The 25,341-nt window shown below is 33.6% G+C and carries 27 protein-coding genes and 1 tRNA gene; 7 read left to right on the plus strand and 21 right to left on the minus strand.

Annotation, left to right across the window (positions count from 1 at the left end; all coding sequences use genetic code 11):
• Window positions 1–363: 363 nt before the first annotated feature.
• From DFQ06_RS11080 to DFQ06_RS11090, 3 genes are read right to left on the minus strand one after another with little or no spacing between them, the layout of a single operon-like run.
• Entirely contained in the window at window positions 364–969 is a 606-nt protein-coding gene (locus DFQ06_RS11080; RefSeq protein ID WP_133967734.1) for an HPP family protein, read from the minus strand.
• Window positions 970–997: 28 nt separating this feature from the next.
• On the minus strand, window positions 998–1,486 hold the full coding sequence (locus tag DFQ06_RS11085) for a P-loop nucleotide/nucleoside kinase family protein (protein ID WP_042500705.1): 489 nt from the start codon (window positions 1,484–1,486) through the stop codon (window positions 998–1,000).
• Between the two features lie 15 nt (window positions 1,487–1,501).
• Complete coding sequence (locus DFQ06_RS11090; protein ID WP_074936483.1) at window positions 1,502–2,560, minus strand: ferredoxin--NADP reductase; 1,059 nt, start codon at window positions 2,558–2,560, stop codon at window positions 1,502–1,504.
• Window positions 2,561–2,673: 113 nt separating this feature from the next.
• Here DFQ06_RS11090 and DFQ06_RS11095 point away from each other — a divergent pair, with 113 nt between their 5' ends.
• The 5 genes from DFQ06_RS11095 to DFQ06_RS11115 all read left to right on the plus strand — a co-directional run bounded on the left by DFQ06_RS11095 (window position 2,674) and on the right by DFQ06_RS11115 (window position 6,430).
• Entirely contained in the window at window positions 2,674–3,012 is a 339-nt protein-coding gene (locus tag DFQ06_RS11095; protein WP_074936480.1) for a PadR family transcriptional regulator, read from the plus strand.
• Window positions 3,013–3,031: 19 nt separating this feature from the next.
• Window positions 3,032–3,730, plus strand: a complete 699-nt coding sequence (locus tag DFQ06_RS11100) for a hypothetical protein (RefSeq protein ID WP_074936478.1) — start codon at window positions 3,032–3,034, stop codon at window positions 3,728–3,730.
• 94 nt (window positions 3,731–3,824) lie between these two features.
• Window positions 3,825–4,226, plus strand: a complete 402-nt coding sequence (locus DFQ06_RS11105) for a DUF2059 domain-containing protein (RefSeq protein ID WP_074936476.1) — start codon at window positions 3,825–3,827, stop codon at window positions 4,224–4,226.
• A gap of 8 nt (window positions 4,227–4,234) precedes the next feature.
• On the plus strand, window positions 4,235–5,713 hold the full coding sequence (locus tag DFQ06_RS11110) for a DUF5687 family protein (protein WP_042504090.1): 1,479 nt from the start codon (window positions 4,235–4,237) through the stop codon (window positions 5,711–5,713).
• Window positions 5,714–5,722: 9 nt separating this feature from the next.
• Window positions 5,723–6,430, plus strand: coding sequence for an ABC transporter ATP-binding protein (locus DFQ06_RS11115; protein ID WP_133967736.1), 708 nt, complete (start codon window positions 5,723–5,725; stop codon window positions 6,428–6,430).
• Between the two features lies 1 nt (window position 6,431).
• Here the strand turns inward: DFQ06_RS11115 and DFQ06_RS11120 are convergent, their stop codons facing one another.
• The 18 genes from DFQ06_RS11120 to DFQ06_RS11205 form a co-directional block, all read right to left on the minus strand.
• Window positions 6,432–7,661, minus strand: a complete 1,230-nt coding sequence (locus tag DFQ06_RS11120; RefSeq protein WP_042504087.1) for a murein hydrolase activator EnvC family protein — start codon at window positions 7,659–7,661, stop codon at window positions 6,432–6,434.
• Window positions 7,658–8,428: a lipoprotein insertase outer membrane protein LolB1 gene (locus tag DFQ06_RS11125; protein WP_133967738.1), complete on the minus strand. Its 771-nt coding sequence runs from the start codon at window positions 8,426–8,428 to the stop codon at window positions 7,658–7,660. Before DFQ06_RS11125 ends, DFQ06_RS11120 begins: the two co-directional genes overlap by 4 nt.
• Window positions 8,428–9,783 (minus strand): tetratricopeptide repeat protein, encoded by a 1,356-nt coding sequence (locus DFQ06_RS11130; RefSeq protein WP_133967740.1) that lies wholly within the window; start codon window positions 9,781–9,783, stop codon window positions 8,428–8,430. The genes DFQ06_RS11125 and DFQ06_RS11130 overlap by 1 nt, the downstream gene beginning before the upstream one ends.
• Before the next feature lie 194 nt (window positions 9,784–9,977).
• The gene (locus DFQ06_RS11135) at window positions 9,978–10,997 is read right to left on the minus strand and encodes a sugar phosphate nucleotidyltransferase (protein WP_042504082.1); all 1,020 of its coding nucleotides are present in this window, start codon (window positions 10,995–10,997) and stop codon (window positions 9,978–9,980) included.
• 52 nt (window positions 10,998–11,049) lie between these two features.
• Window positions 11,050–11,484, minus strand: a complete 435-nt coding sequence (gene dut / locus DFQ06_RS11140; RefSeq protein WP_042504080.1) for a dUTP diphosphatase — start codon at window positions 11,482–11,484, stop codon at window positions 11,050–11,052.
• Window positions 11,485–11,500: 16 nt separating this feature from the next.
• Entirely contained in the window at window positions 11,501–12,964 is a 1,464-nt protein-coding gene (locus DFQ06_RS11145; RefSeq protein ID WP_133967742.1) for an oligosaccharide flippase family protein, read from the minus strand.
• Between the two features lie 267 nt (window positions 12,965–13,231).
• Entirely contained in the window at window positions 13,232–14,092 is an 861-nt protein-coding gene (atpG, locus tag DFQ06_RS11150) for an ATP synthase F1 subunit gamma (RefSeq protein WP_042500721.1), read from the minus strand.
• A 103-nt stretch (window positions 14,093–14,195) separates the two neighbouring features.
• Entirely contained in the window at window positions 14,196–15,776 is a 1,581-nt protein-coding gene (atpA, locus tag DFQ06_RS11155; RefSeq protein ID WP_133967744.1) for a F0F1 ATP synthase subunit alpha, read from the minus strand.
• A 27-nt stretch (window positions 15,777–15,803) separates the two neighbouring features.
• On the minus strand, window positions 15,804–16,340 hold the full coding sequence (atpH, locus tag DFQ06_RS11160) for an ATP synthase F1 subunit delta (protein WP_042504077.1): 537 nt from the start codon (window positions 16,338–16,340) through the stop codon (window positions 15,804–15,806).
• A gap of 6 nt (window positions 16,341–16,346) precedes the next feature.
• Window positions 16,347–16,847: a F0F1 ATP synthase subunit B gene (locus tag DFQ06_RS11165; protein WP_042500727.1), complete on the minus strand. Its 501-nt coding sequence runs from the start codon at window positions 16,845–16,847 to the stop codon at window positions 16,347–16,349.
• Between the two features lie 105 nt (window positions 16,848–16,952).
• Window positions 16,953–17,141 carry an ATP synthase F0 subunit C gene (atpE, locus tag DFQ06_RS11170; RefSeq protein ID WP_004569351.1) on the minus strand — a complete coding sequence of 63 codons (189 nt, stop codon included), beginning with the start codon at window positions 17,139–17,141 and terminating at the stop codon, window positions 16,953–16,955.
• A gap of 82 nt (window positions 17,142–17,223) precedes the next feature.
• Entirely contained in the window at window positions 17,224–18,339 is a 1,116-nt protein-coding gene (gene atpB / locus DFQ06_RS11175; RefSeq protein ID WP_074936466.1) for a F0F1 ATP synthase subunit A, read from the minus strand.
• Window positions 18,340–18,474: 135 nt separating this feature from the next.
• A complete protein-coding gene (locus DFQ06_RS11180; RefSeq protein WP_042500732.1) occupies window positions 18,475–18,846 on the minus strand; it encodes a DUF6168 family protein in 372 nt (123 codons plus the stop codon).
• Window positions 18,846–19,097 (minus strand): AtpZ/AtpI family protein, encoded by a 252-nt coding sequence (locus DFQ06_RS11185; RefSeq protein WP_042500736.1) that lies wholly within the window; start codon window positions 19,095–19,097, stop codon window positions 18,846–18,848. Before DFQ06_RS11185 ends, DFQ06_RS11180 begins: the two co-directional genes overlap by 1 nt.
• The gene (locus DFQ06_RS11190; RefSeq protein ID WP_074936463.1) at window positions 19,069–19,473 is read right to left on the minus strand and encodes a bactofilin family protein; all 405 of its coding nucleotides are present in this window, start codon (window positions 19,471–19,473) and stop codon (window positions 19,069–19,071) included. The genes DFQ06_RS11185 and DFQ06_RS11190 overlap by 29 nt, the downstream gene beginning before the upstream one ends.
• Window positions 19,474–19,484: 11 nt before the next feature.
• A complete protein-coding gene (porW, locus tag DFQ06_RS11195) occupies window positions 19,485–22,064 on the minus strand; it encodes a type IX secretion system periplasmic lipoprotein PorW/SprE (protein ID WP_133967746.1) in 2,580 nt (859 codons plus the stop codon).
• Window positions 22,065–22,337: 273 nt separating this feature from the next.
• Entirely contained in the window at window positions 22,338–22,793 is a 456-nt protein-coding gene (locus DFQ06_RS11200; RefSeq protein ID WP_133967748.1) for a 6-pyruvoyl trahydropterin synthase family protein, read from the minus strand.
• 130 nt (window positions 22,794–22,923) lie between these two features.
• Complete coding sequence (locus DFQ06_RS11205; RefSeq protein ID WP_133968023.1) at window positions 22,924–24,258, minus strand: MATE family efflux transporter; 1,335 nt, start codon at window positions 24,256–24,258, stop codon at window positions 22,924–22,926.
• 127 nt (window positions 24,259–24,385) lie between these two features.
• Here DFQ06_RS11205 and DFQ06_RS11210 point away from each other — a divergent pair, with 127 nt between their 5' ends.
• Both DFQ06_RS11210 and DFQ06_RS11215 read left to right on the plus strand, forming a co-directional pair.
• Window positions 24,386–25,180 carry a universal stress protein gene (locus DFQ06_RS11210; protein ID WP_133967750.1) on the plus strand — a complete coding sequence of 265 codons (795 nt, stop codon included), beginning with the start codon at window positions 24,386–24,388 and terminating at the stop codon, window positions 25,178–25,180.
• A 6-nt stretch (window positions 25,181–25,186) separates the two neighbouring features.
• Window positions 25,187–25,260: transfer RNA gene (locus DFQ06_RS11215), tRNA-Ala, on the plus strand.
• Window positions 25,261–25,341 lie beyond the last annotated feature (81 nt).

Below are 25,341 nucleotides of genomic sequence, written 5' to 3' on the forward strand. Positions count from 1 at the left end.
ATGTATAACTGTTTTTAGGTTAAACTAGGTTGTTTACCGTTTTCTTGAAGAGGAAATGTTAAGCTTTTTTGTAGAACCTGAGTTTGGTATAATATTGTAGAAGAACTTAGAGCGTCTTAATGTTTAATGAGGTTTTTTAAGTTCCTGATTAAAATGAAAAGTGAAGTATGTAAGCATTTGTCTAGTTGAAATTTCCTTCAAAAATAATTTTAAATATCTGTTTATTAGCATATATGTATAAAACGAATATAGTTTTTGTAAGACAAGCGTTGATGTTAATTAAAAACAAAAACTATTAAGGAAGTAGAAGCTAGGATACTATAATCACAAAAATAAAGAATAGTATCTAACCCGTTTTTACCGTTAACCTTTTAATCCTTTACTTTTAAATGCATTTGTTAAGCTACCGTTTGTTGGGTAAGACCTATGTTTAGTCATGTTATTAAATATTAGTGCAACAACTAATGAGGTAAGTGAACCTGATAAAACAGGGGACAAAACATAAAAATATCCTAAGTTTTTTATGTTTTCAGTACCTATAATAGCAATAAGAGCAGTGGCTCCACCTGGAGGATGTAAGGTTTTTGTAAACTGCATGGCAATTATAGATGTTGCTACGGCTAGCGGTGCGGTAAGCCAAATAATATCAGGTATAAACTTAGCTATAGTAACACCAATCAATGCCGAAATTATTTGTCCGCCAATAACGTTTCGGGGTTGTGCTAACGGGCTTTGTATGGCTCCAAACACTAATACGCTCGATGCACCAAATGAGCCAATAAGAAACATGTTTTCAGTTTCTAATAAGTATTTCGATTGAATAAAGGCTATAAGTCCAATACCCGTAAAAGCACCAATAAACGACCAAAATTTCTCTCTGTAATCTACTAGGGTTTCTTTGTAGATTATATATTTCGAAATTCGAGCATTACGTTTAATTTTTTGACCAATGCGTTTTGTTTTACTCATAATGGTTTAAATACCAAAACAGGGGATTCTATTCGTGAATTATAATGCTGTCTTTCAGTTCGATAGTGGTTGGAGTTTCAAACCAAGTTTCCATAAAATCAAAATCAGTTTTGCTTACTTCAAATTCAAAAGTATTTCCTTTTTCGGTATTGCGTTTTAAAACGCGTTCGAGTCTTATGGCTTTGGGAATGTCTAGAAAATGAGTGGTTATTTGATAATTATGTTCAGTACAAAAAACTCTGAATTTTTCGCGGTGTTCAAATTTTGCAAGCCCTAGGTCTAAAATGGAGTCGATTCCTGCTTGTTCTAATTGATGTATTAAATCTAAAATCATAATTTCAGAACGCTCAATACGTTCCAAAAACCAATCTAATCCATCGGTTGCTTTTTTATCAGGAAGAAATAAGGTGTTGTTCCACTTATCAATAGAAAAAACAATAGCGTTTGTTTTTGCTTTTAAATTTTGTGCATAGGTTGTTTTCCCCGATCCTGTATTTCCAACAATTAGGTGAACCATTAATGTGTTCTGTTTTTAAACGTCATCAAAATCTACCGTAATAGAGTTTGTTGTAGGGTGGGCTTGGCACGTTAAAATTAAACCTTCGGCAACTTCACTTTCAGTTAAAATATTGTTTTGGCGCATAGTGGCTTCGCCTTCTGTAATACGTGCTAAGCAACTGCTGCAAATTCCGCCTTGGCAAGAGTAAGGCGCATCTAGATCTTCATCTAAAGCCGCTTCAAGAATAGTTTGTTTCTGCGACATTTCAAAAGTTGTACTTTCGTCGTCAACAGTAACGGTAATTTTCGTTTTTCCGTTAGAAACTGTAGCATCTAATTCAATTTCAGCAGGTTTCGAAGCTTTAAAAAGTTCGAAATGAATGCGGTTTTCATCAATATCATGTTCAGTTAAAACATCTTTCACCATGTGGATCATAGCTTCTGGTCCACAAAGGTAAAAAGCGTCAACTTCAACGTGTTTATGCTTGTTTTTAATAACGTAGTTTACAGTGCTTTTTTCTATTCTTCCAAAAATAGCATCCTCTTCATCTTGTTGGCTAAATACAAATTGAACTGAAAAACGATCTTTGTAAGCATGTTGAAGTTCTAATATTTCATCAAAAAACATCGTGTCTGCGGTAGTTTTATTACCGTAAACTAATATTACTTTGCTTAGTTTTTCTTCTTCTAAAGCACATTTTATAATACTTAAAATAGGGGTTATACCACTACCAGCAGCAAAAACGGCTATGTTTTTAGTTTTACTATCGTTAGGCGTAAACGTAAAACGACCTTTTGGAGGTGCAACTTCTAGAGTGTCACCAACTTTTAACGTGTTATTAGCATAAGCCGAAAAAGTACCATCTTTCACTTCTTTTACAGCAACTTTAAGTTCTCCACTTTTAGGTGAAACACATAACGAATAATCGCGACGTATTTCATTACCGTTAATTTCGGTTTTTAAAGTAATGTACTGTCCTGCAGAAAACGAAAAAGTTTCTTTTAAATTTTCTGGTAAGTTGAAAGCAATGCTAATAGATTTTTCTGTTTCTCTATTTATGCTTTTAACTGAAAGTTTATGAAATGATGACATGGATATTAATTTTTAACAAAAATAGTGAAGCTTTAAGTTTTTGCCGAAAATTTTGGCACAAATTAACACCAAATTTTACATGCATAACTTATTTATGTATATTTGATGTAATCATGGGAAACGCAAAATTATATAAAGGCAGTCTTTCAACTATTATTTTAAAGCTTTTAAACGAGCATGAAAAAATGTATGGTTATGAAATTACTCAAAAGGTAAAAGAGATAACAAAAGGAGAACTTAAAATTACCGAAGGTGCTTTATACCCATCTTTACATAAGCTTGAAGCTGAAGGTTTACTAGAGGTTGAGGTTTTAAAAGTCGATAACAGACTCCGGAAATATTACAAATTAACCGAACAAGGTACTCAAGAAACAGTTAATAAACTTGAGGAACTAGAACGCTACATTAAAACCATGCGTGCATTGGTAAATCCTGAATTTAGATTTGATTAATAACAAAACCTTAGACGTCATGGAACTTAGCGAAAGGAATATAGAAAATTTGTATCAGTTTACAAGAGACCATTTTGTAGAATATTACGATTTGCAAACAGAACTTGTAGATCATTTAGCTAATGATATTGAGGCTATTTGGGAGCAGGAACCTAATCTGTCTTTTGTAAATGCTCGTGAAAAAGCCTTTAAGAAATTTGGTGTTTACGGGTTTAGTGATGTGGTTATCCATCGAGAACGTGCTATGACTAAACGCTATTTTAAATACTTATGGCGCGAGTTAAAAATATGGTTTTCATTGCCTAAGATAATTATAACATTGGCTTTAAGCATTTGCTTTTATACCTTACTTGTTTCTCAGTTTTCTGAATACTTCATCTATATTTTTTACGGAATTCTTGCAGTTTGGTGTACATATAAAAGTTTTATGTTAAATAGAAATTTTAAAAAGAAAAGTAAAGCCTCTAAGCAAAAATGGTTGCTAGAAGATTTAATTTTTAAACAGGCTGGAGGATTTGGAATGGTTTTAATTTATTACAATATTAATTTATTAAACAGTACAACACCATTACATCAAACAAAATATTTGGTTATTGTGATATCTGTATTATTGAGTGTTACCTGCTTATTGGCCTATATTAGTCTAGAATTAATTCCTAAAAAATCTGAAGAATTGCTTGAAGAAACTTATCCGGAATATCACTTACAAACAACTTAGAAGATTATTTTTCTGCATTCTTTGTAACAATTTCCCTAAATTTATTACTAACAATCATAATTCAATATATACAAACTATTAAACTTCAATTAAAATGAAAAAACTACTATGCATTGGCTTATTTATGCTAACACTTGCAATACAAGCTCAAGAACAAAGCGATTTTAAAAAAGAAACTATCGAGTTTATTAAAATTACAGGTGCAGGTTCTGCTTTCGAAACGGCCATTGCACAACTAGGTATGATGGTTCCAGATGAAAAAAAAGACGCTTACACTAAAGAAGCAAATGGCACTTTAGATGGTTTGTACGATAAAATGGCAGATTTGTACATGGGTGAATTTACACAACCAGAAATACAAGAATTAGTTAAATTTTATAATACAGATTTAGGAAAAAAACTAGCATCTAAGCAATTAAACCTAGCACAACGCGGTATGGCTATGGGGCAATCTTGGGGAATAGAAGTGCAAGGTATAGCGGCAAAATATAATTAATTGCTAGCATGATTAAACTATTTTTAAGTTTAGAATGGAAAGCATTTTTTAGATCTGCCGATTTTGGTAAAGGGCTTGCTTTAAAAGTTTTAATGGGCTTTTTTGCACTGTATTTGGTGGGTATGTTTTTGTTAATAGGCATTGCTGTTTACCCTTTTTTGAATGATAAATTTCCAGATCAGAATCCATTTTTAACCGTAAATAGTTTTTTGTTTTACTGGGTGTTGGGCGATTTGGTGTTTCGGTTTTTTATGCAGAAACTACCAGTAATGAGTGTTAAGCCATTACTTACCCTACCTGTTAAACGAAGTCAAATTGTAAATTATGTATTGCGAAAATCGGTGTTTTCATTTTTTAATGCATTGCCGCTTTTCGCAATTATTCCTTTCGGAATTACTTTAATATTCAACGACTATCCAACAACGTCTGTTTTGTTTTGGATGCTTGCATTGATTATTACAACCTTAATAATTAATTTTTTAAACTTCATTATTGAAAGCTTTTCTACACAATACGAGCTTTCGTTTTTACCAATAATAGCTTTGGTTGTCGCTTTATATGCCTTAGACTATTTTCAAATTATTTCTTTAAGCATTTTAGTTTCTAGTGGGTTTCAAGCTATTTATAACACGCCTTGTTTTATTGTAATACTCATTGCGGTTTTAGTTGGGCTTTATTTTTTCAATTTTAAATTACTGAAACAAAAACTGTTTTTGGATAGTGGTTTAAAAACTAAAATTAAGGAAGTACAAACCTCAAATTTAGACTGGACAAGAAACTTTGGAGATGTGGCGCCTTTTATGCAATTAGATTTAAAATTGTTATGGCGAAATAAACGTACCAGATCTTCATTATGGATGCTAGCCATGGGGTTATTATACGGTTTGATGTTTTATCCAGATCAGAAATATATGGAAATGCCTTGGATGTATGCCTTTGTTGGCATTTTTGTAACAGGTATCTTTTTAATTAATTTCGGACAATTTATTCCGGCCTGGGATAGTGGATATTACAAACTCTTAATGAGTCAAAATATTAAGTACGAAAATTATTTAAAGTCCAAATTTACCTTAATGACGTTAAGTGTTATTATCCTCTTCGTGCTAAGTATTCCGTATGTGTATTTTGGATGGAGAATTTTATTAGCACAATTTGTAGCGGCCATTTATAACATTGGTGTAAATACCCATGTTATTTTAATTGGAGGCTCATACAATAGAAAAAAAATTAACCTCGATCAAAAAGCGGCTTTTAATTTCCAAGGAACTGGGGCTGTGCAATGGTTAATTGGTATACCGCTTATGTTTGTGCCTTTGGCCATATTCGGTATCACGTATGCTATTAGTAGTTTTGAAATAGCATGTTTGGTGTTGGGCTTATTAGGTGTGATTGGTATTTTGCTTCATCAAAAAATAATGACATTTATTACCAATAAATACGTAAACTCCAAGTATAAAATGATTGATGCTTTCGATCAGGATAATTAAAAATATATTATGATAACAACATTAAATTTATCGAAAACATACAACGGAAATCAGGTTTTAAACATTCAGTCTTTAGATATCCCAAAAGGGCAGAGTTTTGGTTTGGTTGGTAATAATGGAGCTGGTAAAACTACGTATTTTAGCTTGCTTTTAGATTTAATTCAACCGACTACAGGTTTTATTAAAAGTAACGATGTACAGGTGGATAAAAGTGAAGATTGGAAACCGTTTACATCTGCTTTTATAGACGAAACTTTTTTAATTGGGTATCTAACACCCGAAGAGTATTTCTATTTTATAGGAGACCTTCGGAATCAAAATAAGACCGATGTGGATGCGTTGGTTGCACAATTTTCAGATTTTTTTCACGATGAAATTTTAGGGAAAAAGAAGTTTTTACGCGATTTAAGTAAGGGGAATCAAAAGAAAGCCGGTATTGTAGCTGCATTAATTGGCAACCCTGAGGTTATTATTTTAGATGAGCCTTTTGCAAACCTAGATCCAACTACACAAATTAGGCTAAAAGGTATTATTAAAAACCTTGCCGAAAAACAGGGTGTTACTGTTTTAGTCTCTAGTCACGACTTATCGCACGTAACCGATGTTTGCGAGCGCATTGTTGTTTTAGAAAAAGGAAAGATAGTAAAAGATTTACAAACCAGTGAAGCTACCTTAAAAGAGTTAGAACTACATTTTTCGGGTGGGGCAGAGGTGTAGTTTACATTTTATAAATCCAACTCGATGGATTTTGTGTGTCCGTATCTTTCGAAATTACAAAGCTCAAAATGGTTTCTCCTGTTGAAGGGTTGGTAAATACCTCACCAATATCTTGCTTGGTTGTTACTTTATCTCCTGCTTTTACGTAAATTTTAGATAAGTTTTTATAGTATGTAATGTAATTTCCGTGCTGTATAATTACAAACGGATTTACATTTTTGTTGGCCACTACACCAATAACTTCGCCATTAAAAACAGCTCTAGCTTTAGCGCCCTTTTCGGTTGCAATACGTACACCGTTACTGTTTATGGTTAACGATTTTATTACGGGGTGTGGTTGCTTACCGTAGCCCATTTGTACAACACCTTTGCTTACTGGCCAAACTAATTTACCACGGTTGGCTTCAAAGTTTTTGGCTAGGGCTAAACCTTCTGGTGTTAATGCAAATGTTTTTGAACTCGAAGATTTTCCAGCTTTTTTATTAGATTTAGCAATAGCGGCTCTAATAATTTTATTTATTTCGGCGTCAATACGTCGGGCTTCTTTTTCTTTATCTTTAATTTGATTGGCGTAGCGCGAAATATTACTCTGAATTTCTTTCATTAAAGCTTGTTGCTGTTTACGCTCGCTTTCTAAAGATTTTTGAGTAACCTTATTTTCAGCAATTAAATTATTTTTCTCCTCCTTTTGCTTTAATAAGTTGGTATTTATGTCTTGTAGCTCCTTTGTTTTTGCCTTTATAGTCTCACCTTGTTTTTTTTGATGGTCGGCATATTGCTGCATATACTGCACACGCTTGTAGGCTTGCTTAAAATTATTAGACGATAGTAAAAACATAATCCTACTTTGCTGGTTTTTGCTTTTATACGACTTAACAATCATAGCAGCGTATTCTGCCTTCAATTGTTTGAGTTCGTCTCTTAAACTCGTTATTTTGTTCTGATTCGTGTTTATTTCACGTGTTAATAAGTTGGCTTGGCGGTTGGTTACTTTTATCAAATTATCCAACACATTTATTTTGTGATTAAAATCTTCAATTAAAGAAAGTTTCGATTTCGCTATCGTTTTATTTTCGGTACGTAATTCGTTTATTTTCTGAATTTCGCGACGCAGCTCTTGGCGACGCGTTTCTAGCTCTTTTTGTTTATTGTTTTGAGAAAAACTAAGAGAGCTACAAAGCAAAAAGCCTAGTAGAAAAATTATTTTATATGAAGATTTTCCTAAAATCATTCCAATTCAATTTTTTTGAAACCTGAAGGTATCTTAAACGGAAAACGTAAGTCTTCGTTTAATGTAACACTTTTAAATTCTAAATTTATAATGGTTTCTTCGTTGCCTTCTACAGCAATAACTTTTATGTTTTCTGGCAGTATTTGTTTCTCTACTTCCTGATGTGATAAATAATCAATTTGTAGATGTCTCAATTCTTTAGGCTGACTTATTTGTTGCGATTTCACTTTAAAAAGAGAAGGGTCTATTAAAAAGAAAATCTCAAACAAAAGCTGTTGTTTCTTAGGTTGCAGAATATAAGTATCATCGTTAACCGAAGCCGTATAACTTCCATTTTTTAAATCGAAAATAGCATCACCTAAAAGTAAGTTTTGCACCTTTTTAAAATCTAATTCCGTACCCAATAATTTACTTAAATATGAAAAATCGCATTCAAAATAAGTGTTGTCTAGTTTATTATAAAATCCAACTTTTTCTGGAGTTATCATCGCTCTAATAACAGAAAACGGTGCGTTCATCCACAGTACTTCATCTTTTTTCGCTCTAAAGCTAACGCTGTTGGTTTGCGATTTTCCGTTTTTATTAAAGTTAATTCTAAGTTTAGCTTGTAATGTTTTAAAATCCGGACTCTGCTTGCTGTTTTCTTTTATAACCGCTTTGGTAGATAGGCTTAAATTATCAGCGCCACCAGTAACCGTTCGTGCAGATTTACAGCTAAAACTTAAAAGCAGAATAATGCCAAGAACGTAATATATAGGTTTGTTCATTAATTTTTTAATTTTTGTGCCTTATCACTAAACGTTTGTGCTTTGGCAGTATTGTTTAAAAGCGTGTAAGCTTTGCTTAATTGATTGTAAAAATCGGCCTCCATTCTAGCATCATCAATAATATAATCTAATCCAATTTCTAAAGCTTCGATAGCTTCTTTAGGTTGGTTGAGGTTATTTAAAGCCACACCATTTACTAGATATAATAAAGGCTGCGATGGATATTTTTCTAAAGCTATGCTGCTTTCTGCTTCCACGACTTTAAAGTCCTGCAAATCTATTTTAAGCAACAAAATATTTTTTAAAACGGCAAAATTATTACTGTCTTGCTCTAGTGCTTTTTCAAAATATTCTAAAGCTTTAGTTTTGTTATTTTTAGATAAATAATATTGCCCCATTTCTAACAGCGATTTCTCGTTGTCTTCTTCGGTGACCAAAGCTGTAGCTTCTAGTAAATCGGCCTCATATTGTGGATTTTGCTTAACAAAATTAACAAAGTCGGATAATACTTTTACCTTAGCTTCGGGCTTTATTTGCGTGCTTTGCACAACAACCTTCATCGATTCTATAGCTTTATCCGCATTGTTTTCATCTAAATAGAATTTGTACAAAGCCAAATGTACAAGTTGCGATTTTGGGTTGTTTTCAAGAAGTTCCTTTGCGGTTTCAAAAGCTTTTTCTTTATTATTGTTTTCGCTGTAGCGGAAAATTAAAGCTAAATAGTTGGATTCTTTATTCGGATTGTTTTCAACCCGAGATTCTAAATTTTCTATTTGATCCTTTTTTCTACCCGTAGCTTCATATGCTATATTTCGCATGCGATCTCTATCTATAGAAACACCAAACTCGGTATCCAACTCATCTAAAAGCAGCAGGGCTTCATCATAACGCTTTGTTTTTACGTAAAGCGATGCCAAATCCTCTTTATAATCTGGATGATAACTAACTAATTGTTTAACCGTTTTAATGGCATTATCCAAATCGTTTTGCCCAGCATAAAATCCATAAAGCTCATCTAAAAACCACTCATTATCAGGTTCTAAGTCAACTGCTTTTTTTAAAGACTCTTCGGCAGCATTATAATTTTTAAGTTTATAATAACTCTTTCCTAATTCAAAATGTAAAACAGGAATAGATTGGTTTAATGCAATACATTTTTGAAAACCTTCCGCAGCACGATCGAAATTCTCAATACTTTTTTGCTTTAAAGCTTCGTAAAATAACTCCTGAAAAGCATCTTCATTATTTCCTAAATCGTCGTCGGGACGTTTATTTAAATCTACTTGCGCATAGTTTATCTGCGGAAGTAAAACCATTCCGAAGAGAAAAAATAATATGTAGATGTTTCTTTTCATTACTTTTAATTTGGGCGTTACCTAAAGGTCGGGCTTTACGTTACAAGTCCTCGCACCTCCTCACGTCGGGCTGTGGGCTTTTCTCTGCAATCCCTAACGCTAACTAGTCCGCGGTAATTACGCTTTGGTCGTCAGTCAAATAATATCTATGAACATTATTTGATAAGATTCCCCCCTTTCGAGGGAATTAAAATTTATTCTAATACTGAATAATCACCAATACTAATGCTTGTAAAATCCCCATCGTATTTTACGTGATTTCCAATCATAGCATTATCCAAATTCGCATTTTTAATAGTCGAGTTTGTTTGAATTAAACTGTTTTTAATAGTCGAATTTTCTATAACCGTATTGTTTCCGATAGAAACAAAAGGGCCTACAGTCGCATCTTTTAGCACAACATTTTCACCAATAAAACAAGGTTCTATAATGTTAGAGTTTTCTAGTTTAGCCGATGTTGCAACTAATTGCTCTTCGCCATCAGCTTTTAAAAAGCCTAACATACGTTGGTTAGTTTCTATAGTAATGGCTTTGTTTCCACAATCCATCCATTCATCAACAGTTCCGGTTTTAAATACTTTACCGTCTGCCATCATGCGTTTTATACCATCGTTAATTTGGTATTCGCCACCATTCATAATATTTTCATCAAGAATTTCTTGAAGTTTTCCTTTTAAAACAGCAACATCTTTAAAGTAATAAATACCAATTACGGCCTGGTCGCTAACAAAAGATTCTGGTTTTTCAACAAGTTCAACAATCTCTTGGTTATCGTTTAATTTTACCACACCATAAGCCTCTGGGTTTTTTACTTGCTTGGTCCAAATAACACTATCGGCAGCCGGATCTAAATCGAATTCAGCACGAATTAAAGTATCGGCATAAGCAATAACTGCAGGGCCAGAAAGCGAAGGCTCTGCACACATAATAGCGTGGCCAGTACCTAGTGGTTTATCTTGACGGTAAATAGAAGCTTTTGCGCCTAAGTTTTCGGCAAGGGATTTTAAGCTTTCTACAACATCGTCTCCAAACCAAGCAGGATCGCCTAAAACAAAGGCAATTTCTTCTATGGGTTGTTTTAAAACTTTGGCGATATCTTTTACCAAACGGTGTACAATAGGTTGTCCGGCAACTGGAATTAATGGTTTTGGTACTGTTAAACTATGTGGGCGTAAACGCGATCCGCGTCCTGCCATTGGTACTATTATTTTCATATTAAGTAATTTTTTCATTTCTGCGAAGGCGGAAATCTATTTTTTGTTCTTTTTATTTCACACCCGTACTTCCAAACCCACCTTCGCCTCTTGAGGTTTCAGATAATTCTTCAACAGATATCCACTCCGCACGTTCGTGTTTTGCAATAACGAGTTGTGCAATGCGTTCACCGCTTTCGATAACGAAATCTTCATTAGAAATATTAACTAAAATAACTCCAATTTCTCCACGGTAATCTGCATCAATAGTACCTGGAGCGTTTAAAACGGTTACACCTTTTTTTGCGGCCAACCCACTACGTGGACGAACTTGAGCTTCAAAACCTATTGGTAATTCAATAAATAAACCTGTTTTAACAATGGTTCTTGCTAATGGTTTTAAGGTAATAGCTTCTGTTATATTTGCGCGTAAATCCATACCGGCCGATGCTATGGTTTCATAGTGCGGTAACTCGTGGTTAGATTTATTTATTATTTTTATCTGCATCTGTTTTACTTACGTTTTACTTCGTTCTTAAGATTTTTTTGATGTCATCTTTCTCTGAAAAATAAACGATTCCCAAAAATACAATTAACATTGATATGCCTACAACATAATCACCTCTAAATTGATAAAAGGATAATATGGATAGACCAATGGAGAGTATTAGGTACATCAGTATTTTTTTTAGATTGTAGGGTATAGGGTAATATTTTCTTCCGAAGTAATAAGATAAAATCATCATAACAGCATAGGCAGATAGCGTTGCCACTGCTGACGCCTTGTAACTGAATTCTTTGATGAATATAATATTTATTACTAATGTTATTATGGCACCAACAATAGAAATGTATGCTCCAAATTTTGTTTTATCGGTGACTTTATACCAAACAGATAGGTTATGATAGATACCTAAGAAGAAGTTGGCCATTAAAATTATTGGTACTACCCACATAGCCTCCCAATAATCTTCACTTCTAACAATTATAGGTTTCAATATATCAGCAAAAACCACAACGCCTAATAAAATTATAGATCCTAGCGCAATATAGAATTCTAATATTCTGGCGTAATTTTTTTGCGGATTTAGGCTTTTAGCATGGCTAAAAAAATAAGGCTCGATACCCAATCGGTAAGCTGTAGCAAAAAGTGTCATAAACAAGGCGAGTTTGTAACATGCCGAATACATACCGATATCTACATCGGCAATATGTTTAGGAAGAAGTTCTTTTAGAAGAATTCTATCAAATGTTTCGTTAATCGAAAATGCTATTCCGGCAATTAAAACTGGATAGGCGTAACGCATCATACGTTTCCAAAGTTCTATGTTGAACACGTATTTAATTTTCGTGTAAAACGGAAGCATTAAAAGAAGTGTTATACCACTTGATATAAGATTTGCTATGAAAATATAACTGATTTCAAAATTTTCTGTATAGATGCTATTGAAAAAAGAAAAGTTATGTGATAAATCTTTCAAAGCTAAAAGAAAGAAGAGGTTTAAACCTAAGTTTATGGCGACATTTAATATTTTGATAATTGCGTAACGCATGGGTTGTTGTGTGGCACGTAACCAAGCGAAGGGTATAATAACAAGAGCGTCACAAAGTAAAATCCAAATAACGATGTTAATATACTTAACGTCTATATCTATAAATGAAGCGATTTGATTTTGAAAAATAAGCGCAATGATAAAAAAGCTAATAGATGATATAACCAAAGATATGGTAGAGGTGCCTGTAACGCTATTTTTATCATCGTCCTTGTTGAAAAACCTAAAAAAGGCGGTTTCCATACCATAAGCTAAAATAACGTTAAATAGAACAAAGTATGAGAAAATCACCGATACTTCTCCATATTCACTTACGGATGAAAGTACACCATCGCTTGTGTAAAGTGGTACAAGCATAAAACTCATCATTCTTGGTAAAACCGTGGCTAAGCCATAAATGAATGTTTGCTTGAAAAGTGATTTTAGTGCGCTCAATACTAGTTGTTTTATGGTGTTAAAAGTACGTTTTTAGTGAATGCCATGCAAAGATAAGTTATGGCATGTTTGATAATTGGAATAGCTTTTTACTACGTGATGTTGATTAGTTCTAAACGTAGAGGGTGGCTTTAGGCCTCTTAAGTTGCAGAATAAAAAAATCCCCTTTAAGTTTATAACTTGAAGGGGATTTTAATTTTATTAAAATATCTTGTTTAATTGTTCAATACTGTTGCTATTGAGATTTAACTTCGCTAAAGCTTCAGTCTAATTATTTAATGCTTCTGCACCACCTACAATTTCTAAAATCTCGTTAGTAATAGCTGCTTGACGCGCTTTGTTGTAAGTTAATTTAAGCTGATCTCTTAATTCAGTTGCATTATCAGTTGCTTTGTGCATAGCCGTCATACGTGCACCATGTTCACTTGCAAAAGAATCACGGATGCCTTTGTATAATTGTGTTTTTAAAGACTTAGGAATTAACTCCTCTACAATCTCTAACTTCGAAGGTTCAAAAACGTAATCGGAATTATTAGCAGCTTCTCCTTCCACAGGAACAATTGGTAAAAATTGCTCTTTAGTAACGATTTGCGTTGCCGCGTTTTTAAATTTATTATACACAATATCGATTTTATCGAAGTCCGCGTTAATAAATTTAGCCATTAACATCTCAGCAATTTCAGCAGCATTCTCGAAAGTTAAATTATCGTAAATATCACTGTTATTAGCTATAACATTATTGGTTTTAACAAAAGCATCGTTTCCTTTTTTACCTATAGCAAGATAAGATACTTCTTGGTTTGCATAAGTTTCAGAAGTCATTCTTGTAACTTCTTTAATAACGTTAGAGTTAAAAGCACCTGCTAACCCTCTATTAGAGGTTATAATTACAATAAGTACTTTTTTCACCTCACGTTGTGTGGCGTATGCGCTTCCAGAATCAGCATCTAAAGTGGCACTCAAACTTTGTAAAAGTTCGGTTAACTTATCTGAATAAGGACGCATTGCTGTTATAGCATCTTGTGCCTTTTTCAACTTTGCAGCAGATACCATTTTCATGGCACTGGTAATTTGCATCGTTGAAGATACTGATGATATTCTGTTACGTATTTCTTTAAGATTAGCCATTCTTTATTTTATAAAGACTCTGTGATTGCCCTCAGAGTGACATTAATTTTATAATTTAAATTTGAAGTTATAAGCTTGTGTAAGCTTATAACTTCAAACTGTTTTATGCTTTGTATTTAGCTGAAAGTTCTTTACAAACAGAAATTAATGTGTCTGTAACAGTATCAGTTAATTTACCTGCTTTTAAAGTTGCTAATACATCACTATGTTTAGCGTTTAAGAATTCAATGAAATCTCTTTCAAATTCTTTTACTTTTTCAACAGGAACATCTTTTAATAAGTTTTTAGAACCAGCGTAGATAATTGCTACTTGATCTTCTACTTTAAAAGGATCGTTTTGAGCTTGCTTTAAGATCTCTACGTTACGTTTACCTTTGTTAATTACATTTAAAGTAACAGCATCTAAATCTGAACCAAACTTAGCGAAAGCTTCTAACTCACGGTATTGTGCTTGATCTAATTTTAAAGTACCAGATACTTTTTTCATAGATTTAATTTGTGCATTACCACCAACACGAGATACAGAGATACCTACGTTAATTGCTGGACGAACACCAGAGTTAAATAAATCTCCATCTAAGAAAATTTGCCCATCAGTAATAGAAATTACGTTTGTTGGGATATAAGCAGAAACATCACCTGCTTGAGTTTCAATAATTGGCAATGCTGTTAAAGATCCTCCACCTTTTACGATTGATTTTAACGACTCTGGTAAGTCATTCATCTCTTTAGCAATAGCATCGTTATTAATAACTTTTGCAGAACGCTCTAATAAACGAGAGTGTAAGTAAAATACATCTCCAGGATATGCCTCACGTCCCGGTGGACGTCTTAATAATAAAGATACCTCACGGTAAGCAACGGCTTGTTTTGATAAATCATCAAAAACAATTAAAGCTGGTCTACCAGTATCTCTAAAATACTCTCCAATAGATGCTCCAGTAAATGGTGCATATACTTGCATTGCAGCAGGATCTGATGCATTTGCAGCTACTATAGTAGTATAAGCTAAAGCTCCTTTTTCTTCTAATGTTTTAGCAATAAGTGCCACTGTTGAAGCCTTTTGACCTACAGCAACATATATACAATAAACAGGTTCCCCTGCATCGTAAAATTCTTTTTGATTTAAGATAGCATCAATACAAACTGCAGTTTTACCTGTTTGTCTGTCACCAATTACTAACTCACGTTGACCTCTACCAACTGGGATCATAGCATCAATTGCTTTAATACCTGTTTGTAATGGTTCTGTTACTGGCTCTCTATAGATAACACCTGGCGCTTTACGCTCTAAAGGCATCTCATAAGTTTGTCCAGAAATTGGTCCTTTACCATCAATTGGGTTACCTAAAGTATCAACAACACGGCCAACAATACCTTCTCCTACGTTTATAGAAGCAATACGATTAGTACGTTTTACTGTAGAACCTTCTCTAACTCCTACTGAAGTTCCTAAAAGTACAATACCTACATTATCCTCTTCAAGGTTAAGTACGATACCTTCTAATCCGCCTTCGAATTCTACTAATTCACCATATTGTGCATTAGCTAATCCGTAAGCACGAACAATACCGTCACCTACTGTTAATACAGTTCCTACTTCGTCTAATGAAGCGCTTGCCTCAAAACCCGAAAGTTGTTGTTTTAAGATTGCTGATATTTCAGCTGGTTTTACTTCTGCCATCTTATTGTTTATTTAGATCTAAAGACCTTAGTTTAATGTAAATTCTCTTTTTAATTTGTTAAGCTGATTGGCAACACTTGCGTTGTATTGCAAATCTCCAATACGTAAAATGAAACCACCTAAAATGTCTTCATCTATAATGTTTTCTACTTCAACATCTTTTCCTGTAAGGGTTTTAGCTTTTTCTAAAACACGCTTCTTTAAATCGTCTGTTAACGCTACTGCTGTAGTAACGGTAGCAACTTCAACACCTTTAGATTTATCTAATAACTCACCATATTTTACTGCGATATCGCCTAAAATATTAATTCGGTTGTTAGTCACTAAAGTATCAATTAAGTTATTTGTTGATTTATCAGCGTTTTTAAAAACTTCTAATAAAGTCGATTTTTTAATTGAAGAAGGAATTACAGGGCTTTGAAGTGCTTCGCTTAAATCTTTACTTGTTGCCAAAGTATTAGCGATTAGCTTCATATCATTACCAACAACTTCTGTTGTGTTTTGATCTGATGCTAAACTTAATAATGCTTTAGCGTAACGTATTGCTGCTCTTGCTCCCGCCATTATAATTTAGTTTAATGATTTTTCAGCTAACATAGTTTCAACCAATTGTAATTGCTTGTCTTTGTTAGATAATTCAGTACGCATTACTTTTTCGGCAATTTCTAAAGAAATACCAGCAACGTGATTTTTAAGTTCGGCTAAGGCGGCTTTCTTTTCACCTTCGATAGCAGCTTGTGCTTGAGCTATCATTTTGTTAGCTTGACCTTCTGCTTCAGATTTAGCGTCCTCAATCATTTTGTTTTTCATTTCGCGTGCTTCTTTAAGCATCTCTTCGCGTTCTGCTCTAGCTTCTTGCAATAATTTTTGGTTATCGGCTTGAAGGTTTTGCATTTCTAATTTTGCTTTTTCGGCAGAATCTAATGCGTTTTGGATACCATCTTCTCTAGACTGTAAAGAGTCTAAAATTGGTTTCCAAGCAAATTTTCTCATTAATACTATTAATATTAATAAGATAATGGCTTGCATAAAAAATAAGCCTGGCGAAAAATCATGTAATAACTGATCCATGTAAAACTATAAATTAGTTGTTATTTGTTTTTGTTTAATTTTAAAAAACAGGTCCTGTAACCAACCGTTACAGGAATCTGTTCTTTTTTGTTTTTTAGGAAATTCTTATTTCCCTAAGATTAATGCACCGAATGCTAAACCTTCTAATAAGGCTCCAATGATGATCATTGCAGTTTGGATTTTTCCAGCTGCTTCAGGTTGACGAGCAATACCTTCCATTGCTTTTCCACCAATTTGACCTAATCCGATACCACCACCGATAACGATTAATCCTGCTCCAATTAAATTGTACATACTAATTTGATTTTTATAAATATTAATTAAACAAATTCTGTTTTGGATTTCAACTTTCATTGAAATCATTTCATTTTACTTATTAGTGATGATCGTCGTGTTCTTCGACAGCCATACCAATAAATAACGATGATAACATCGTGAAAATAAACGCTTGTAAAAACGCTACTAATATCTCAATTACCATTATAAATAATGATAATGCTAACGACATTCCTGTAGAAACCACAGGTCCGAAAGATGCTTTTAATGTAATTGTTAATGCAATTAAGCTCATTACAACAAAGTGACCCGCAGTAATGTTTGCGAATAAACGTATTAATAATGAAAATGGCTTAATAATTACAAAACCAACTAGCTCAATAACTGCTAATATAGGGCGTAATATATAAGGAACTCCTGGCATCCATAAGGTGTGTGCCCAAAAATCTTTAGTACCACTAAACATATAGATAACAACTGTAAATAATGCTAAACAAGCTGTTACAGCTATTTGCCCTGTTACGTTAAAACCAAGTGGCGTTAAACCTAATAAATTTAATATCCAGATAAAGAAGAATACGGTTAGCAAGAAGCCCATAAATTTACGGTACTTTTTTTCTCCAATATTTGGTTTTGCTATTTCGTCACGAACGTAAATTACTAATGGTTCTAATACTCTAGAAAATCCTTTTGGAATCGTTTTTCCTTTTTTATAACCTCTAGCTAATGCGCCAAAACCTAATAACATAAGGATACCTGTTAATAACATTCCGAAAACAGATTTTGTTATCGAGAAATCTAAAACCTTGTGTGCGTTAGTCGCGTGGTGATCTTCATCAAAATTAATTGAAGAAGCTCCGCTTTCTAATTCGTATATTTTACTGTGTAGTTTTACAAGTTTAGTGTCGTCTTTGTTAACGATTACTTTCCCAGCATCATCATGATGAAATTCAGACGACATAAATGTTTTTAAACCATTGCTGGTCCAAACAATTACTGGTAAAGGAAAACTGTAATGTGTTCCAGATTCGTTGTGCGTGTAGAAATGAAAATCGTGCGAATCCTTTAAGTGATGTGCAATATATTCATTAATTTCTTCTGCTGTATCTACTTTGTTTCCAGGTTTATGCTGTGCATCATCTCCATAAGAAGATATAGAAAACAACGCTAAAACTAAAACTGCTATAAAATTGATAGATTTTTTTGCCACCACCATACTTTTTCTAACTAATAAATTTATGCTCTGTAAATTTTGTGCAAATGTAAGTAATAATTTAAAAAAGTAAAGCCTTTTTTTTATTAGATTTTCTAAGAATAGAAAATTCTTAAAGAATTCTTAAAAAGTTAGTAATTACTTACTGTTTAAGAGCTTTGAAACAGCTATGGCTTCGGTAATTAAAAACAGAAATAATGGAATGACTAATCCAATACGTTCCATTTGCGTCAAATTATCGTTCACAAAAACCGATGATTGAAAAATTAATACAAAAGCCCCAATTTTGAAAAACATTAAAGTTAAGTAGGCGTAACCTGCCTGGTTCGGTAATTTTTCTGCAACAAATTCTACAGTAGCGTAAACTATAATGGCTGCTATTAAATGAAAGAGATATACAGAAAGCAACGAGAACGAAAGTGTTTCGGTGGTTAAGTAATTTTGAATATTGAAGGCTATTAGGAATAAAACTAAAAGAATAGCGGCTACAATTAAAATACGCTTAATCATTAAGGTTTGTTTTTGGTTTGATCGCTGTTTGTTAAATTAAGTACTTGCTTTATAACCGTATACATGGCAATAAAAACAGCAATTAAGGTCACTATTTTGTAATAGCGTTGGTTGGTGTTATTGAATTTTACATCTAGCCATTCGCCTAATTTGCTACCTAAATAAATGGTTAAACCCATTTGGAGCGCAATAGATGAAAACTTGATAAACGGATTAAGTCGTTTATCCGATGGCTTTTTGTTGTCCGGCATCTTTCAATTGTTTTTTATGCCCTTGCATAGCACATGATACATTAAAGCTTGCACCAGGTTCTACAGCTAATTTTCCAACAACAACATCACCTTCAATATTTGCAGTAGATTTTAATGTTAGTGTACCTGATAAAGTGAGTTTGCCTAAAAAAGCACCTTCAAAATGAGCATCTGTGCCTTCTAAAGATCCTTTTATAGATCCCGATTTTCCAACAACTACTTTACCTGGAGTTTTAATGTTACCTTCTACGGTACCATCGATTCTAAAATCGCCTTCGCTTTTTAAATCGCCAACTATAGTGGTTCCTTTAGCTATTATATTTTGGTTGGATGTTGCTTCTGCCATGGTTTTATTTTTTTTATTATCTGAAAACATAGTGGTATGGGTTATTGGTTATTTGGGTTTAAGTAGGCCTCTAAATTTTTATGAATTTGAATGGTTTGATAATTTGCCGATGAAATTACGAAGAATGGTTTAATAATCTTCTTTTTATTTTTATCGGTTAATAATTGTTTAAATGTTTTGGCAACGGCTTCGTTTTTTATGCCATGCACTAAAACAAAGGTTGTTTGTGGATTATACAAATCTACAGACGATGATAATCGGTAATATTTAACCTCTTTTAAAACACTGTCTAGCTCTTTTTTGAAGGTAGGAATATTGTTTCGTTCCGTATCTTTAAACTGAAAAACCACTTTATAGTGTGTAGTGACACTATCTATGGCTTCAACAAAATCGGTATTTGCAATTTTTGGAAGCACTTCGTTAATTATCTTTTGGGCTTGTTTACCTTCATTGGTATTGGCATAGGTAACCGATAAGTGGTTAACGCCAGTTTTGAAGGCTTCAAAACCATTTAAACGACCGTTTGCAGTAGCTTTTAAAAGTTCTAACTTCGGGATAATAGGTTCGCCATCAAAACGTTTAATATAATCTTCACTTTTAGAAATAACCTCGGCATATTTTTGTTGTTCATGTAAGTTGTATAGCGCTTCGTATAAACTTTCTGGGCTATTTTCGTCTTTGTCTGAAACCAATTCTGGGTGTTCCAAAATATTAGCATAACGCGATTCTGGATAGTTTTTAATAATTTCAGCTTTTGCAATTGAAGCTTCGTCATTTTCTCCTAAAAGCTCATATATTTTATATAAATTATATTTAGAAGGAAGAATTAATCGTTCTTCAGGGTTACTTTCTAGTAAATTTTGAAACTTACTTTTTGATAATTGATATTCCTTAAATTTCTCTTTGTAGATTAATCCGAGTTGATAGTAAGCGTAGTTTCTTTCTTTTGAAATACTGTCAATTTCTTTTTCTTCCGAAGGAATTTTAGAAATATAAAATTGTGGATCAAATCGTTCTTCATCTGATGCTAAAGCAGACAGGTCGTTAGTAGATCCAGTAGCATTTGTACTAGTTGCTACACTACCTTTGCTAGACCATCTCCAATTATCTTCTAAAGCACGGTTGCCCCAAACTTTTACAAATTCATTTTTACCATAAGCTACGGTAGTTGGGTTGTAAAAATAGAATAAAGCGGCTTGCCCAGGTAAACCGCCTCTAGCGCCAACAGCATTGGTTGCGCTGGGTATGTTGTTAGCGGTAACTAAACCCGTGTTTGCATTACGTTCGGCAGCTTCGGCTTGTTCTTTTTCTTCTTCGGCTTGTTCTTTTAAATTGCTTACATAGCTTTCAAACAGGGATAATCTTTCAGCTTCTGGTAAGTGTACTAAATGTAAAATACTATCGTTTGTTTTCGCGATAGCTTCATAATAAATAACATCTTCTAGGTTGTCGCGCTTACGTTTTATAACTCTAAATGGTTTAGAATTTAGCTTTAAGTTACTCATGGTGCTATCGAAATAAGCACCGGCTGTAGCGTATTCCGAGTTATCGAAAAACATATCGCCAATGGTTTCGTAGTTTTTTGCCTTTAATAATCTGTCTGGTGAATTGGTACGTAACGACTTATTGTAATAAGCCATTGCTGAAGAATCGGAACCATTATTTAAATGAAATTCGCCAATTTGATGATAGATTTTATCTAAAAACGGACGATTCTCACGGTTTTCTTCTAGTTTAGTAAGCAATTCTTGAGCTTCTAATTTATTGCCATTTTCAAAATCGAAATTTTTAAATTTTTCGAGATAAGCGGTAATCATGTAGATTCTTGGCGTTCTGCGATTCAGGTCAATCACCTTATCGAAGGCTAAGTTTGCACTATCTTTTTTACCTAATTTATTATAGAGTTGCCCTTGAATAAAGCGGTAACGGCCACGCTCGTCATTATTTTTTGTTGATGTCGATGCAATTTGTAATTGTGTAATAGCACTGTCTACAGATTTTGTGTTTAAATAAGCCTGCGCTAGCATAGATGTAGCATCGGCTAAATCTTGACCTTCAAGTTGCTCTTGTTTTAAAAGGCGTTTTAGGTTTTTTATAGCCAACTCATTATTGTCTAAACGCATGTTGGTTTTCTCGCGCCATACTTTGGCTTGGTTTATTTTATCGCTGGCTGGGTATTTGTAAAGTATGTAGTTAAAAGCTTCTATGGCTGGTACAAAACGTTGATCGAAATAACGCGCTTTACCAAGTAGCAAATAAGCTTCGTCCATTTGTGGGTTAATTTCTTTCCCCTTAATATTCATGCTATGCTTTTGTATCGCTTTAACAGCTTTTTCTTCGGCACGCGAAAAATTTTCGTTTTTAGATTGGCCAGGCAGCATCACTTCTTCCGAAATTTGCATGCGCTCTATGGGTAAAACATCCCAGTAATTATCAAAATAAGCATCGTTTAAACTTATTCGTCCTTCTTCTAAAGCATTATAACCATTGTAAAGCGAGTTGAATTCTGCGGTAACTGCGTGAAAATTTCGATTAATAAATTTGTCTTTTTTTCGCGAGCAGCTTACTACGAGAATAGTTGCTATTAATAGTGATAATATAGTTTTAAAAGATGTTTTCAATGCTGGTGTTTTTAGTCTAAAATAATAACAAGAAACTCAGGCTATTATTATATAGCGAGGTAAAAATAAGCATCTTTTTGGATTTAAACCTTTTATCTATTAAAATGAATTTGGTTTTATAAAAAAAATGAGTTTAAATTAAATTTCTAAAAACACCCGATTAACTTGAGTTGCATGTACAGCAAATACTCGCGTTAGGGATTGAACGGCGTGTTTGAGCTCCCGACCTTAGGAGGAGCGAGTAGTGAAAGCCCGACCCTTTTGGGTAACGCCCTAAATATTATCGGAAGCAAACCATTGCGCAAAAGAGCTATCGGTTTCTTGTAATTTTAATGAATGTAAACTGATGTGTTTTGGTAAACGGTTCTTGATTTTTTTTGCAAAATCCAGAACCATCATTTCACTTGTTGGTTGGTAATCTACCAATAAAACGTTGTGATCGCGAGCTTCAAGTTCTTTTGCTAGCTCTACGTGTGGTGTGTTTTTATTAAAAACGGTAGCATGATCAAAAACATCTACAATTTCTTCTTTTACAATTTTTTTAAGATCGCCAAAATCGATAACCATACCGTATTTTACGTTGGTGCTATCTGAAATAGGTTGGCCAATTACGGTTACAGATAGTTTGTAACTATGGCCGTGTACGTTTTTGCATTTTCCGTCGTAACCATATAAAGCATGACCAGTTTCGAAAGCGAATTTTTTTGTAATACGAATGTTATTGCCCATTATCTTCTTTTTCTACGGTTTACTACGTAAACAACGATTAATACTATGGCTAATAGCAGAAATAATCCGTTTCCGCTTATAAATGAGAGAATATCCATGGTGTTTGCTTCGTTTTAAATTTTGACCAAAGTTAAGATTTTTGTGACAGCGGAATAAATATTTTCCGAAATTTTATAATTAAAGGAATCCCTCGAGCTATAATCCAAAAGGTTAACGCAATAAAAATAGCATGAAGTTTATAGCCTAGTGCATCTAACCAAAATAAAACGGGAAGAAAAACAAGTGATGTGGCGCATAAAAGTACGTTTCTTAAAAATTTCATTTTACCTAAACCTTTAAACATACCATCAAAAATGAAAGCTAAAGCACAAAAGGGTTGCATAATTAATACAAGCCAAAAGCTATTGTAAAATAAAGATAAAACCTCAGGGTCTTTAGAAAATAGACGACCTAACGGATAATAAAAAAGAGCTCCAAATACAGCTAGCATAATACCTACAATTATACCGTAACGAATAAGTTTGTTACTTAGTTTTAATAGCGTTGCATAAGCCGTTTCTCCATATAATTTACCCGATAGTATATTGCCTGCACTGGCATAACCATCGACAAAAAAGGCGGCAAAAAACCATAAATTGATACAAATAGTATAAGCTGCTATGTGCGCTGGTCCGTAACCTGTGGCAAAACGTGTTGCAAAATACAAGGTAACATTTAACGCCAAGGTGCGGACAAATAGGTTAAGAATCATGATAACCAATTTATCGATTTCTTTATTTAAAGGGAAAGTGGGTATTAACGGAATATTGGTTTTTTTTACGAGGTAAATAGTTGCTAAAATGGCCATGGTAATTTGAGCAACTAAACTACCGTAAGCCGCGCCTTTAATATCCATGGCTGGTATGTAATTGTCTATACCAAACACAAAAGCATAATCTAAAGCAATATTTAGAAACGCGCCAATAGTGGCAATAATCATGGGGTAAAATGTGTTTTGTAAACCTCGGAAAACACCAAAAACGGCCATTGTAAATAGTGTAAAAGGAAAGCCAAAAACACGAATTCTGTAATACTCTACGCTATAATCTAAAATAATGTTTGTGGCATTATATAGCTTAAAAATAGATCTGGCAAAAGGGTAGGTGCCAAATATAATAAGCACACTTAGTAAGGTGATTATAAAAATGGCTTGGGCTGGTAAATTTTTAATTTTATCTAATTTGTTAGCGCCTAAATGTTGCGATACTATGGAGGAAATAGCACTTCTAGTTTGTCCTAAAACCCAAATAAGCATTGAAATAAATGTGCCAACAATACCAACGGCAGCCAAAGACTCTGTGGCGTTACCATCGATGTTACCAATAATAGCCGTATCGGTAATTGATAAAATAGGTTCGGCTATACCTGCAATTAATGCTGGTACGGCTAACTTGTTGATGTGCTTAAAACTAATGTTTGTATTCACAGAGGAGAGGTATCTTGGTTTTCGTATATTTACCATGCAATTTTGTTTTTGCACTTACACGAATCATTTTTAATGTTTACTTTTGTTTCTTTAAAGCAGCAAATTTAATATATAATATCAGTTTATTATGAAGAATATTTTAGTTCCTGTTGGATCGTCTAAAAATGCACAAAGCCATTTACAGTACGCTGTAGATTTTGCTGAAGCCGTAGGCGCCAAACTTTTTGTAGTACAAGTTTATAATGTGTATACCAAAGCCGGAACTATGATTAGGGTAGACGATGTTATACAACGTGAAAGTAAAGCGTTTTTAGATAACTTGGTATCGCAAATTGATACTAAAAATGTTGAAGTTATTGTAAAGGTTTTAAAAGGAAAATTAATTAATACTTTAGAGTTAGCCTGTAAAACGGCCGAGGTAGATTTAATTTTAGTTGAACCTAGAACTAACTCTATTAAAGATGAAGTTTATTTAGGAAAAACATCGGGTAAAATTATAAAACAAACCAATATACCGGCACTTATTGTTCCGGAAGGTTATGTGTTTAAACCTGTTACCAATGTTTTATTAGCTATGAAATCGGCTATTATTAAAAAGAAAAGGGCTTTAAATCCGTTAAAATCTATAAAAGACACGTTTAAAGCAGATGTACATTTGCTATTAGTAAAAACGCCACATTATAACGATGGTGATTTTGATGTTAACGAAGTTCTAGAAGATTTATCTAGTAGTGTTACTAAAAGTGGAAATGCTACAACGTTTCAAGGGGTGTTAGAACATTACCGTTCACACAACCCAGATATGCTTTGTGTTGTGCGCCGTAAGCGTGGTTTCTTTGCTAAAAAATGGGAGAAAAATACCATTCTTAAAAAAGATTTCCATAGTAACTTACCTGTTTTAGTATTACGCGGATTAAAATAATATTTCGGGGATGTAGCTCAGTTGGCTAGAGCGCTTGACTGGCAGTCAAGAGGTCGTCGGTTCGAATCCGATCTTCTCCACATTAAAAAGCTTCTCAGAAATGAGGAGCTTTTTTGTTTTTCAACGCTGTTTTACTCCATATATTAAAGGCGTTTTAAGTT

The organism is Algibacter lectus (assembly GCF_004368925.1).
GTDB lineage: Bacteria > Bacteroidota > Bacteroidia > Flavobacteriales > Flavobacteriaceae > Algibacter > Algibacter lectus.